Source organism: Psychrobacter sp. Ps6 (assembly GCF_022129235.1).
Classification (GTDB): Bacteria; Pseudomonadota; Gammaproteobacteria; order Pseudomonadales; family Moraxellaceae; genus Psychrobacter.
In genome coordinates this window covers 464,514-477,972 of the sequence record NZ_JADQAI010000001.1, presented here as the reverse complement: position 1 = coordinate 477,972, position 13,459 = coordinate 464,514, and the positions used below count along the sequence as shown (strand labels likewise).

The 13,459-nt window shown below is 43.6% G+C and carries 11 protein-coding genes; 7 read left to right on the top strand and 4 right to left on the bottom strand.

Annotated features, from left to right (window positions below):
- Positions 1-55 precede the first annotated feature (55 nt).
- Entirely contained in the window at positions 56-1,681 is a 1,626-nt protein-coding gene (locus tag I3255_RS02045; RefSeq protein ID WP_238036312.1) for a hypothetical protein, read from the bottom strand.
- A gap of 395 nt (positions 1,682-2,076) precedes the next feature.
- Between I3255_RS02045 and I3255_RS02040 the strand changes: the two genes are divergently transcribed.
- The 6 genes from I3255_RS02040 (at position 2,077) to I3255_RS02015 (ending at position 7,238) form a co-directional block, all read left to right on the top strand.
- Complete coding sequence (locus I3255_RS02040) at positions 2,077-2,685, top strand: rhomboid family intramembrane serine protease (RefSeq protein WP_238036310.1); 609 nt, start codon at positions 2,077-2,079, stop codon at positions 2,683-2,685.
- An 83-nt stretch (positions 2,686-2,768) separates the two neighbouring features.
- Positions 2,769-3,734 (top strand): metallophosphoesterase, encoded by a 966-nt coding sequence (locus I3255_RS02035; RefSeq protein ID WP_238036308.1) that lies wholly within the window; start codon positions 2,769-2,771, stop codon positions 3,732-3,734.
- Positions 3,735-3,833: 99 nt separating this feature from the next.
- Positions 3,834-4,385, top strand: a complete 552-nt coding sequence (purE, locus tag I3255_RS02030) for a 5-(carboxyamino)imidazole ribonucleotide mutase (protein WP_238036306.1) — start codon at positions 3,834-3,836, stop codon at positions 4,383-4,385.
- A 197-nt stretch (positions 4,386-4,582) separates the two neighbouring features.
- Positions 4,583-5,899, top strand: a complete 1,317-nt coding sequence (locus I3255_RS02025; protein WP_238036300.1) for a 5-(carboxyamino)imidazole ribonucleotide synthase — start codon at positions 4,583-4,585, stop codon at positions 5,897-5,899.
- Positions 5,899-6,348: a DUF188 domain-containing protein gene (locus tag I3255_RS02020; protein WP_238036299.1), complete on the top strand. Its 450-nt coding sequence runs from the start codon at positions 5,899-5,901 to the stop codon at positions 6,346-6,348. Before I3255_RS02025 ends, I3255_RS02020 begins: the two co-directional genes overlap by 1 nt.
- A 248-nt stretch (positions 6,349-6,596) precedes the next feature.
- A complete protein-coding gene (locus I3255_RS02015) occupies positions 6,597-7,238 on the top strand; it encodes an NAD(P)H-binding protein (RefSeq protein ID WP_238036297.1) in 642 nt (213 codons plus the stop codon).
- Positions 7,239-7,399: 161 nt separating this feature from the next.
- Here I3255_RS02015 and epmA read toward each other — a convergent pair whose 3' ends face one another.
- The 3 genes from epmA to I3255_RS02000 all read right to left on the bottom strand — a co-directional run bounded on the left by epmA (position 7,400) and on the right by I3255_RS02000 (position 10,859).
- A complete protein-coding gene (epmA, locus tag I3255_RS02010) occupies positions 7,400-8,416 on the bottom strand; it encodes an EF-P lysine aminoacylase EpmA (RefSeq protein ID WP_238036296.1) in 1,017 nt (338 codons plus the stop codon).
- 86 nt (positions 8,417-8,502) lie between these two features.
- Positions 8,503-9,621 carry a 4-phosphoerythronate dehydrogenase gene (locus I3255_RS02005; RefSeq protein ID WP_238036530.1) on the bottom strand — a complete coding sequence of 373 codons (1,119 nt, stop codon included), beginning with the start codon at positions 9,619-9,621 and terminating at the stop codon, positions 8,503-8,505.
- Positions 9,622-9,701: 80 nt separating this feature from the next.
- On the bottom strand, positions 9,702-10,859 hold the full coding sequence (locus I3255_RS02000) for an AI-2E family transporter (protein ID WP_238036295.1): 1,158 nt from the start codon (positions 10,857-10,859) through the stop codon (positions 9,702-9,704).
- A gap of 825 nt (positions 10,860-11,684) precedes the next feature.
- Here I3255_RS02000 and I3255_RS01995 point away from each other — a divergent pair.
- The gene (locus tag I3255_RS01995; protein ID WP_238036294.1) at positions 11,685-13,376 is read left to right on the top strand and encodes an NAD+ synthase; all 1,692 of its coding nucleotides are present in this window, start codon (positions 11,685-11,687) and stop codon (positions 13,374-13,376) included.
- The last annotated feature ends 83 nt before the right edge of the window (positions 13,377-13,459 follow it).

Below are 13,459 nucleotides of genomic sequence, written 5' to 3'. Positions count from 1 at the left end.
AAGTTCTAAAAGTACACTCAAACTGAGTCGATTTGAATGTACTTTATACGACTTACTACCTGACTTGTGCTGGTTCGGCAACGATGACACTACTCGCCATGTCATCTACTTCTGACTCAGAAATAGGGCCTGGCGGTCTGCTTGTTCTATTACTGGAAGGGACGTTGCTAGGAATGTTACTTGGAACATTGGCGGGTACGTTGTTGGGACTGTTATTAAATCCATCATTATTGTTAGGTAGTGGCGCGGGTATCACGCGATCGCCTGTATCATCATCAGCGGCTTGATATTCTCCAGTACCATTGCTCATACCGTCATTGCTATATTGGTTATTAACGTCTGCTCCATCGCCGAATTGATTGTTTACTCCATTAGTGCCTGCCATACCATATGTCGTATCACCATTACTGTTGTTAGGCAGTGGCAATGGCGCAGTACTATCGACTGCCATGGTTGGTGCTAAACTACGTACATTTGTGACCAATTGTTGTAGTAGCATGTCATCCGGCGCCTCTACTGTCAGACGATCGTTTTGTAAATGTAGACGGGCGAACGGTGTCGATCTGAGCATGGTCAGGACATTAGGCAATATCTCCGCAGACATATTTGCGATAGTGGTTGCTATTCCATCCTTCACGGTCAATTCACATATACTCGCCTGCTCACCAAAGCTCGTATTGAGTGCCTGTTGTAACGAGCCTTGTAGCGCTGCATCACCGATCGTCGCGCTACAAGTATAGAGGTTGCCACTATCATCTACGCCAACGATGAACTCGATGGGCGTCATCGTTGGTGCTGGTGGCGGAGCTGGAGTGACCACAGGCGCGACAGCAACAGGTTCTACTGGTATGTCACTTTTGGGTTTTATTAATAATGCCCAAGCAGCCAGTGCCATCGCAGCAAGCGCTACTATTAATAAAAACACCCGTACTAGGAGGTCGTTTCGCTGATTGCGAGTGCGCACGTGCTCTCGCTTGATGTTGCTATTTTCTGCCAAGTGATGAGCTGCTGGACTGGCATGAATAGCGTCATTACTGTCACCAAGATGCTCATCGTCATTTAATCCGTCAGTAGCACTTATATTGGCGTTTTCCACATAAGCGGCTGTAGCGGCTGTCGTTGCAGCGATTGCGCTGGTGCTTAGATCAGGCTTATTAAGTTTATTTGGTACGGTATCATTCAATGGCGCGATACCATTATCTGCAACAAAGTTGGATGTTGATTCGTGTCCAGCGCCTTGAGTAGCAGAGATAACGGACGTCGACCATATAGGTAAATATGGGCGCAGCGTCGATTGCTCTCCCTGCAAAAATGCTGGCAAAAACTGTCCATTAGCCAAAACTTTTAGCTCACGATAGGCTAAGGATGTTGCATTAATCAGCAGTTGGGCAGTGATCGACTCATCGATATGATGCGCGGCTGACAGCTCTTGGATAATCGTTTTTTGTAGTATTTGGTCTTGCCATAGCTGCTCAAATAAAGGCCGCTCGGCAATACTGTCATTAGCCATCACCTGATCGTTACGAAGTAGTTGCGAGTAGACCTGTGGCACCGCTAAGCGCGTGGCTAAAATGGCATAAAACTGCTCAAGTAAGCTGATATAAGCCACGCTATCACTGCGATTATGCTCGCCCAATATAGCGGGGGTGACGGTCTGTTCTAATTGATCGATAATACTCATGGATCACTGCCTCTCTCGACTTTTTAAATCTGCAAAAATTAAGCACTTATTGTTCGTTGTATATATGGCTACTTGCCCTAAAACTGTCCAGCGTTTCTTAGCAGCATCGACGTCTATATAGCGGTTTCACTTATCTCACATGATACACTGCTACACTACTCACTATAAAAGCATAAAAATGCATCGTTTTGTCACATAATAGATATTTGTATCAGCATAACTGCTGTTAGTATTAACTAATTACATTACGAGCAACTCGAAATTAGTATCAATATATTAATTAATGGTCATATTTGTTTTTACTCAGCCCTAACGCTTAGGCTTTGAACATTGTCATTTATCGCATTGCCATTTATTGCATTGTCACCTATCAGGCGCGGCCTAAGGATTTTCCTTTGTTAAACCATACGACCCTTATTATCATCATTACTGTTATTGTCAGCTTATTAGCATGGCAAAACAAGAAATTGCTCAACCGTCTTATCTTTTATCCACCCGCCGTAAATAACGGACAATGGGATCGTTTTGTTACGCATGGCTTTATTCATGCTGACAGTATGCATCTGCTATTCAACATGTTTACGTTATACTTCTTTGGCCGAGCTATTGAAGGGCTATATCGTTCATTTTTGTTCGGCTATGGTTTTGTGGTTTTTTATGTGTTGGCTATTGTTGTTGCCATGGTTCCAAGCTATCTTAAAAATAAAAACAATGCCAGTTACTTAAGTCTTGGGGCATCGGGCGGTGTGTCAGCGGTCTTATTTGCCTTTATTTTGCTAGCACCGTGGGAGCGAATTTACTTATTTGCCATTATTCCTATTCCTGCGATACTGTTTGCCGTCGCTTACGTGTTTTATAGTATTTACGCGGACAAACGCGGTGGCTCAAATATCAATCATATGGCACATATGTGGGGCGGCGCATTTGGCGTCATTGCTACGATTATTTTAGAACCTAAAGTACTACCCCATTTTATAAATGCTTTATTGTCGCCTGGTTTTTAAACTGTTTTCTTAAATAGAGATTCTTTGAATCAGGACAATTAAGCAAGTTGCTTACTTTTACGTTTGAGATTTAATACTTCATTATGATTATAGATATTATCGGTGATATTCATGGTTATGCAGACAAGCTCGTTGGTTTATTAAACCAATTAGGCTACGAGTATAACGGTCAGCATTTTGTGCCACCGGCAGGTCATCGGGCGTTATTCATTGGCGATTTGATTGACCGTGGGTCGCAGCAGCTGGCCACGTTAGAGATTGTCTTTGCGATGTTAGATGCGGACGTGGCCGATGCGGTGATGGGCAATCATGAATATAATGCCTTGGCTTATGCTACGCTTGATCCTGAGGATTCTAGCCAGTATCTACGCTCACATAATGCGGTACATAAACGCCAACATGAAGCATTCTTGGCGGAGATACCGTTCGGCTCAGAGCAGCACGAATACTGGTTACAGCGCTTATATGAGATACCTCTGTGGATTGAGACAGATTATGCGTGTTTTGTGCATGCTTGTTGGGATATAGATAGCATGGCGGTTCTAAAGCCACTGTTAACGGATAATAACTGCCTAACCTCTGAAGGTCTAATCGCGACGGCTAAAGAAGATAGCATCGCCTTTGATGCTTTAGAACGAGTATTAAAAGGGGTTGAGACAGGGTTGCCTGATGGCATCATCATGGTAGATAAAGAAGGCACTGAACGCAGACGAGTGCGGGTGCGTTGGTGGCTTGATGAGTTAAATACACGCACGCTTCGCGAAGTCGCTCGTGCACCGTCCTCCGCACTGGCTCAAATACCGCCTGATGCACTGGCTGAAAATATCGACTTTGCGCTACAAACACATAAACCTGTATTTGTCGGTCACTATTGGCTCACTGGCACACCTGAGCCACTCAGTCCACAAGTCGCCTGTACTGATTATTCGGCAGCGGTAGATAGTGGCTACTTGACTTGCTATCAGCTTGATACCGGACAGCCATTACCACTGACAGCTTGTCGCTTTGTGCAGCATTATCACGACAAAAGAATAGAGATAAACCAGTGATATAAATGCTATTAACACCATATCATTATTAAAAGTCAAACTTGGCTTTACGAGTGTAGCAAAATTTTTGTATGATGGTCTTTTTGAGGATATCCAATCATGAGCACCACCAATACTGCGGCTAACCAGAACGGTCCAATTACCTCCCCTGCTGGTCAACCAAAAGTCGGCATTATCATGGGTTCGCAATCTGATTGGGCGACCATGAGTGCCGCTGCACAATTGCTAGCAGACTTTGATGTTGCCTTTGAGTGTGAAGTGGTTTCTGCCCACCGTACCCCTGATAGACTATTTGATTATGCCAAAAGTGCAAAAGACAATGGTCTACAAGTGATTATCGCTGGTGCAGGCGGTGCTGCTCATCTACCTGGTATGTGTGCGAGCCAAACCCCGCTACCTGTATTTGGCGTCCCTGTAAAATCCTCTATGCTAAGTGGTTGGGACAGTCTGTTGTCTATCGTGCAAATGCCGAAAGGGGTTGCTGTTGGGACATTGGCGATTGGTACCGCTGGTGCTCATAACGCTGCCCTACTTGCAATTCAAGTATTAGCATTGCATGATGATACGATCGCTACTAAGCTCGATCAGATGCGCCAGTCTCAGACTGAGACCATTCTTGCTAGCCCAACACCCGGTATTATCAATTCTTAAATAAATATAGAGTGACCAGTATTTTTTGCAGAATCTGTAATAGTGATGGCCTAAAAATAAAAGCTATCACGTTTTATTTTTAAGTAAATCATACTAGATATAAGGTGCCTATAGTGCACCTTTTCCTATTTTCGCCCATTGCGTTTTAAATTTTAATACAACATAGACCTCATTCACTTTTATTCAAAGAGCCTTTCATGACTACAGCAAACGCTTATCCTGTTACCCAAACCATTCGTACCATCGGTATTTTAGGCGGTGGTCAGCTTGGTATGATGCTTGCCGAAGCCGCCATGCCACTCGGTTACCAATGCGTGTTTTTAGAAGACAATCCAGAATGCCCTGCCAGCCTATATGGTCGCGTGTTTCATAGCGATCAATTAGCAGACTTTATCGCAGCCGCTGATGTCTTTACGTTAGAATTCGAGAATACACCAACGTCTACGGTCGAGCAATTAACGAGCTTGTCAAAGTCTGGCAGTAAGCAAGGTATGTTCCCACCACTGATTGCGCTTGATATCGCCCAAGACCGTCTAAAAGAAAAGCAGATGTTCAATGCGCTCGATATTGCTACCGTGCCATTTATGGAAGTTAATTCTGAGGCTGAGCTCAAACAAGCTTGTGAAGCGTTGGGCTTGCCTATCGTGTTGAAGACCAGTCGCGGTGGTTATGATGGTAAAGGTCAATTCGTGATCAAACAAGACAATGACATTAAAGCAGCTTGGCTTGAGCTAAAAGACGCCGTCAGTGGTAAAGGTTCGCTCACGCCAACGCCTGCGCCACTCATTGCTGAAGGTTTCATTAATTTTAATCGTGAAGTCTCTATCATTGCAGCAAGAGCGCAAAACGGTCAGGTACGCTGTTATGATTTGGTTGAAAACCATCATCATCACGGTATTTTGGCAAAAACTCAAGCTCCTGCGGTCGGTACAAGCCACCTGCTCCAGCAAGCAACTGATGCCATCACAAAAATCATGAACCATCTAGACTATGTGGGTGTAATGGCACTTGAACTGTTTGTCACCAAAGATGCTCGCGGTCATACCACGATACTGGCTAATGAAATCGCACCACGTGTGCATAACTCTGGCCACTGGAGCATCGAAGGCGCGGTTACTAGCCAGTTCGAAAATCATATCCGCGCTGTGGTCAACTTACCACTCGGTGATACAGATAATGTCCATCCAGCGATTATGGTCAACGTACTCGGCCAATATCCTGATATCAGTGCCGTGCTCAATATTGATGGCGCTCACTATCATAGCTACCACAAGGCTGAGCGTGACGATCGTAAAATTGCTCATATTACCTTGATGCCCAATGATGTGACTGACTTAGAATCAGCCATGGCAAAGTTGGTTGCCGTACTACCAAATAAAGTAGGTTTGGACAAAGAGTATGGAAGTATCGATACCCAATCTAACACTGCAGATGCCACAGCTAAAAGCGACGACTTAGAAGATAACGGTGTTGAAGCAGAATTGTCGCCAAAGACAGAGAAGGCCAAAAAATAATGCAAATTTGGGTGGATGCCGACTCCGTACCATTGATTGCCAAAGATTTGATTATCAAAACGGCTGAACGAACAAAGACAGTCGCGATATTCGTCGCCAACCAGCCAATCAAACTACGCAAATCTCCTCTGCTCGTCATGACGGTTGTACCATCAGGCTTCGACAAGGCCGATGATTATATCGTCGAGCAGATACAGGCAGGCGACTTGGCGATTACGAGCGATATACCTTTAGCCAATGATATTTTGGATAAAGGCGGCCTAGTACTGACAACCCGCGGCGTGGTCTATGACAAGAATAATATCAAGCAAAAGCTCAATATGCGCGATTTTATGGACACCATGCGCGGCACGGGTGTCCTAGAGCTGCAAGAGATGAGCGGGCAAAAACCCTACGGCGACCGCGATAAAAAAGCCTTTGCCGACGGTCTCAATCGCTTGGTTCGTTAGTAGGCTTTATCATTCCGTCTGACACTGACCTGCTTACCAACTATTAGATGATGTCTTCTAAGTGACGCCCTCTAGGTAATGTTTACTTCCTTGCAAACCGTATACACTCTATAACCAAAACCTATTCAATCAGCACGCTTTATAACGAAGCGTGTTGCCTATCTTTGTTAAAATACATTCAGTTTTTGAGATAAATATATTTATTAAATGCCTCAAATAATAGAATTTAAATAAAAATAGGAATGATTATGAAAATTTTAGTCGTTGGTGCAAGTGGTCGTGTCGGTAGTAACTTGGTTAAGCAATTATTAGCTGACGAACACCAAGTAATTGGTACGACTCGCCAAGAAGAAAAACTGTTTGATAATGATAGCTATAGCCAGTTAGATCTTGATATTACTGCCAGCAAAGAGTCTATCGAAAAGCAACTAGACCAATATATTGACGCTGTCTATTTTGTCGCAGGATCTGGTGGTAAAAATGTACTAGAAGTCGACTTACATGGTGCAGTAAAGACTATGCAAGCAGCGCAAGACAAAGGTATCAAACGCTATATTATGCTCAGCTCTGTATTCTCGCTAGAGACTGAGAAATGGGACAACAACCCTAATATTGCGGATCTAAAAGACTACTATATCTCTAAGCACTATGCTGATTATTGGTTAGTGAATAACAGCTCACTTGACTATACAATCGTACAGCCAGGTGCATTGAAAGAGCGTGATGGCACAGGCAAAATAATTATCAATGATACCAGCTCTGGTGAAAATGCTATTAAAGATGTCGCAACGACGCTGGCGGCTGTCTTAACCGCAGATAATACTATTGGAAAAGTATTCAACTTGCACAATGGTGATATCGACATCAATGAAGCCATTGCTACAGTATAAACTATCACTGTTTAGGTGAGTTTGACTACTGAGATGTAACTACGTACGTCAAATCACTGGATCAGATCATAAAAAAGGTCGTTATCGATTCACCAATATTCAATTGGTAAATTGGTGACGACCTTTTTTCTTGCTGCTATGAATAAAAGCTATCTATCTTATTATGCTTGACCACTGGGAAAAGCAATCACTTCCTCTAAACTCTTTGCGCCCGTTATGACCATAAGCAATCTATCAACACCGACCGCAATACCACTACAAGGAATCAAGTCATCAGATGCAGCAATTAAATGCTCATCAATGGGCATTTGCGGCAGATGATGACGCTGACGTAATTGATTGTCTTGCTCAAAACGTGCTCGCAATGCTGGGCCATCTGCCAGCTCATCATAAGCGTTGGCAATCTCAATCCCATTGATATACAGCTCAAAACGTTTCGCTATTGTATTGCCTTCTTTATCTAGCGCCGTCTTTGCCAATGCGGCTGTCGCAGGTGGATATTCTATGATCAGTGTCGGCAAATCATGTCCCAAATTTGGCTCTACTGCATGACTAAATAGTAAATCTAACCAGTTCTGACGACGGTTTTCTTCGCTATCATCAGCATCATTAAAATCAAATCCTATCAAACCCATATCTTCTGCTACAGCTTGGAGCGCAGATAGGCTCGCTGTCAGTGGATGTATACCAACAAAATCCATAAAAGCATCGACATAGCGATAATGGCTCATCACCATTGGATGACCATACAGCACCGTAAGCAACTCATTAAGCTCATCTGCCATATCATCGAGACTATAATTGGGCTGGTACCACTCTAACATTGTAAATTCGATATTATGACGCACGCCTATCTCATTATCCCGAAACACAGGACAAATTTGATAAATAGGCACTTGCCAGCTCGCCAGTAAACGCTTCATCGCAAACTCAGGAGACGTATGCAAATAATAGGTACGAGGACGATCTTGATAGGTCACGTGCGCTGCCACTGACTGCAAAAAGGTGTCGGTGTTCCCCGCTTGCGACAAAAGCGGCGTCTGCACTTCAAGTACCTGACGACTGATAAAAAACTGCCGAATATCACCGATAAACTTGGCGCGTTGCTGTGCCATTGCCAGTGTCATGGTGGGTGTGTAGTTAGGTTTATGACTAGATGTACTGCTTGATTGGCTCATGACTGTCTACCGTGATTCATAAATAATAATGCTTCAATGACGTAGATTATTTATGTTTTTAAGAATAGTATTTTTAAATTGCTAGATTAGGATTGCCACTCACGGCGCAAGTGGTAATCACGTCTCAAACCGTCAAAGTCAGCGCCATTCACTTGTTTGTCAGAACTTTCACCAGATATTTTGCTTCGCAACGAGGCATCATCTTGCATAATGTCATAAAATTTTGGCAATCTGTCTGGGTGTGCTTTTAGCTCAGACCACAAAAACAGGTTGAGCGGTAGCAGGTTGGACATCGACTGGGCAGGTATGATCGCTAGCTTCTCACACAAGGCATCATAGATGATTTGTGTACCACGTAGCTTGCCCTCTAATGTGTAGCCAGCGATATGCGGTGTGGCGATTGTGAGCTTAGACAGGAGGCTATCAGCAACCCTTGGCTCATGCTCAAACACATCCAAAACCACTTGCCGTCCAGTATGAGCAATATCATTCTTGAGATCATTTTCATGAATCACAGGGCCGCGCGCGCTATTAATCAATATGGTATCAGCAGGCATCATGGCCAATGTATCTGCATTGATGAGATGACGCGTTGGATAGTCACTGCCTTTAGAATTACTGGCAACTTTCTCACTTGTCAAAGGCACATGCAGACTGACGACATTACTTTGAGAGAGCACTTGTTCAAGGCTGGCATTATTAATAGTAGAGCTTGGTAATAATGGATCGTATCCAAGTACCTGCCAGCCCAGATCATTGGCATACTGAGCAAGCGTACCGCCAATATTACCAAGGCCGATAATACCGAGTGTCACGGGCTGCTGCCAGTAGTTTGGACGTATGGTCAAGATAGCCGTCAGTACATACTGAGCCACAGAGTGCTTGCTACAACCAGCGGCATTGGCAAAAGTAATGTTGCGCATCGCTAAATAGTCTTGGTCGACATGATCTGTACCGATAGTCGCTGAGCCAACAAATTGCACACTATGATTATCAGCCAGTAGCGCCTCATTGACTTGTGTGACCGAGCGTATTAACAAAATATCTGGCTGTACTTCAGACAGCAGCTTCGCATCAATATCACGATCAGCGACAGTAATAATATTGACTGTCTGCTCAGACAACTGACCTAATGTAACCTCATTAAAAAAATCATTTAGGCTAGCGATATTGCTATCCGCAACGATCGTGATGCCTTTAGCCATCTGGTCTATTTTATTGTCCATAGCATCTGCGATACTATTATTATTTGTCATTGGTAATTTTCTCTATCGATAAGGGTTTTCTATATAGACTCGTTTCCACCAACTGTGTCTTGTTCTGGATTATGTATTGGCGCTATAGCGTTTGGGTCAGAGAGCGTGATTTCTTGCGGCGCAAATATCTCATTCTTATGCTGCGATATCCACTCGCGCCATACGGCAAGACCGATAGCCAATACCACAGGGCCGATGAACAATCCAACAAAACCAAACGCAGTCAGACCGCCCAATACACCGATAAAAATAATAATAAACGGGATTTTGGTCGCACCACTAATAACAATAGGACGAATGAGATTATCCACCCAGCTAATAACAAACACGCCCCATAGTGCCAAACCAATCCCTTCTGCAGTATGTCCCTGACTCAGTAGCCAAATAGACACACCGCCCCAAACGAATGGCGTACCAAAGGGAATCAACGCAATAATAAATGTGACAATGGTCAATAAGATAGGACTTGGCGCACCAGCGAAGTAATAGCCGATACCTGCCAATAGCGCTTGAGCCAATGCCGTCAGCCCGATGCCATACACTACCGCACGTGTGGTTGTACCCACAGAATCGATGTAACCATCGATGCGATTTCCAATGATGTTCCGCAGCGCTTGACGAATCTGGCGAACCAGACTGGTGCCATCACGATAAAAAAAGAATAGTGTCATCAGCGCCATACCAAGCTTGGCCAGACCACTGAACACCACATCAAATGCTACCTTGCCATAATACAAGTGCGACTGAACCCAAAGACGAAAGGCTTCTAGCGTGCCTTCTGGGTTTTTATTGATTCGCCACAGTACGTCTTTGATTTGCTGACCGATAATTGGTAATTCTTTGAATGAGTCAGGCACATCTAGATAGCCCACTTTAATACGATAGACCAAATTACTGATTAGGCTCAACGCTTCTTGCTGCAAAATAAACACACCAATAACCAATGGTACACCTATTATCAAGGAGATGCTCACGGTCATAATGGCAGCGCTAAAATCTGGGCTTAGCTTAACTTTTTCGTGAAAAAACTCATAAATAGGGAATGTCACATACGCCAAAATCGCCGCCCACAATGCCGGTACAATAAAAAACTGTACCACTTGAAAGCATAATACGAACAGCGCAACCAGCAAAGTAATCGCAAGCAAGCGCTGGATAATAAATTCTTTTGTCCAATTTTCAATCATAGCGTATAAACCAAGAGCGGACAGCAAACGATAGTTTTGCTGGCAAGTTTATAAATGTGTGATGAACATCAGCTTATAGACGCTGTCCACAAACTGTATCCATTAGCGAGGATGGTAGATTATAAGTATATAAAGAAAAAACGGTGTCAAACCCATTAAATCACATGACAATACTGCGTGTTTACAAACTATCACTCTGATAAATAACATCGCGCAAAACGCAGCTATTACGCTCCATTATGCAATAGATTATGATAATTATATAACGCTATGTTGTAATCTTTACTTACAACTTTGTCTATGCAAGCTTACTAGATGATGACCAGAATGACTAGCGCATAATGCATGGATTTACTGTGAAAAACAGTGCCATCGCAGCTGCTTTTATGTTCAGCTATTAAACTGCGATCTTATCAGGGAATTCACTGGTGCGTTCTATTTGTCACGACAATTGATGTTATACTAAAGCAATTATTTTAAGCTTTTCAATATAGTTAAGTGCATTTGTACGCTTTTATTTTTGTCGTTGCATAAACATCGCATCTATCAAAGCAGATTCCAGACCCTCTTGTATCGTCTTCTTCTAGACTATCATAAGATCTCATTTTAGGATGGCACGAGCATTTGGGATAGGAGGCATAAGCAATCATGCTTTTAAGCATTGTCTAAGCGCTTATGTAGGATTTAGGCTTGTTATATTAACTCAACATTCGAGCTTGATAAGCAAGCGCGCAGTTTTGAATGAATTTCGGACTTACTTTGATTGTATTTTAAATCAATACAGACTCACCAAATTTTAATAATATCTCGATAGGAACAATAACAATGTCAAAAGACACTGATAATCCCAATCTTAACCCCTCACATGAAGCCAGCAAGACCAACAAACCACAAGATACGGTCACTTTTGCTTTAGCGCAGTCACATTTTTTGGTAGGCGATATCGCAACCAACGTTGAAAAAATGCGCACGCTTGCATTACAAGCACGCGAACAAGGTGCTGACGTTATCGTATTTCCAGAGCTGGCGCTACTAGGCTACCCTCCGCAAGATTTATTGCTACGCCCAAGCTTATCAGGCCGTGTCAAAAGCGCTTTATCTACCTTGAGTGACATCGACGATATCGTCATGATTGTCGGCTATCCGCATGTCGATCATCACGGTACTTTTAACTCCGCTGCTATCTTACATAACGGTCATCAAAAGGGCTTCTATCACAAGCAGATGTTGCCAAACTATGGTGTATTTGATGAGCGCCGTTATTTTGATAAAGGTCGTAATCAAGTCTTATTTGACTATAAAGGCATTACGATTGGTCTGCTCATCTGTGAAGATTTATGGGACAAAAACCCGATTGCCGAACTCAAAAAACAAGGTGCTGACCTCATTGTTAGTTTAAACGCCTCGCCTTTTGAGATTGAAAAGCAAGACAACCGTAAAGCGATGCTTGCCAAGCGCAGCCGTGAAAACAACTTGCCTATCGTCTATGTCAATGCAGTTGGTGGTCAAGATGACCTTGTGTTTGATGGCGGCTCTATGGCCGTACAAGCCGATGGCAGCGTGGCCCATGAAGCACCGCGCTTTATGAACCAGTTATTATTGGCCACTTTAGATGTCAAAACGGCTAAATTCAATACCCAAGCCAAAGCGCCGTTGACCCTAAGCCGTGAGTCAGAGATGTATCAGGCATTGGTCGTCGGTCTACGCGACTATGTCAATCACTCAGGATTCTCTGGCATTATCGTGGGTCTGTCAGGTGGTATTGACTCAGCACTGACACTCTGTATCGCTGTTGATGCGTTGGGCGCTGACAAGGTCTATGCCGTCATGATGCCTTACGAATATACCTCTCAGATCAGTCTAGAAGATGCACAGGCTCAGGCACGTCGCTTAAATGTCTCTTATACCGTGTGTCCTATTTTCGACGCCGTCGAAGGTATCCGTCATACGTTAGCGCCTCTATTTAACAAGTCACCAGCTGATACGACTGAAGAAAACATCCAAGCCCGTGCTCGCGGTGTTGTATTGATGGCACTGTCCAACAAGTTTGGTCATTTGGTCATCACGACAGGTAACAAATCAGAATTAGCGGTTGGTTACTCGACCCTGTATGGCGATATGGCTGGCGGTTTTGACGTACTAAAAGACGTGTATAAATCACAAGTCTATAAATTGGCAAGCTACCGCAATCGCCTAGAAGACACGCCTGTCATCCCTGAGCGCGTTATTACTCGTCCACCGTCAGCTGAGCTACGTCCAGATCAAAAAGATCAAGACAGCTTGCCTGATTATGATGTATTGGACGGTATCTTGATGTCTTATATCGATGAAGATATGGGCTATCAGGAAATTATCGATAAAGGCTTTGATGCTGAGATGGTCGCAAAAGTCATCAAGATGGTAGACAATAGCGAATATAAGCGCTTGCAATCGCCAATCGGTACAAAGATCAGCCACAAAGCTTTTGGACGTGAACGCCGCTATCCATTGGTCAATAAGTGGTCGATTAAAGGCTAAATCGCACTTGCCTTTCAGCTTATATGATTTACGAATTTATGAGTTGAAAGGTGCAAGTCAGATCGTTTGATAAAACGTCAAAT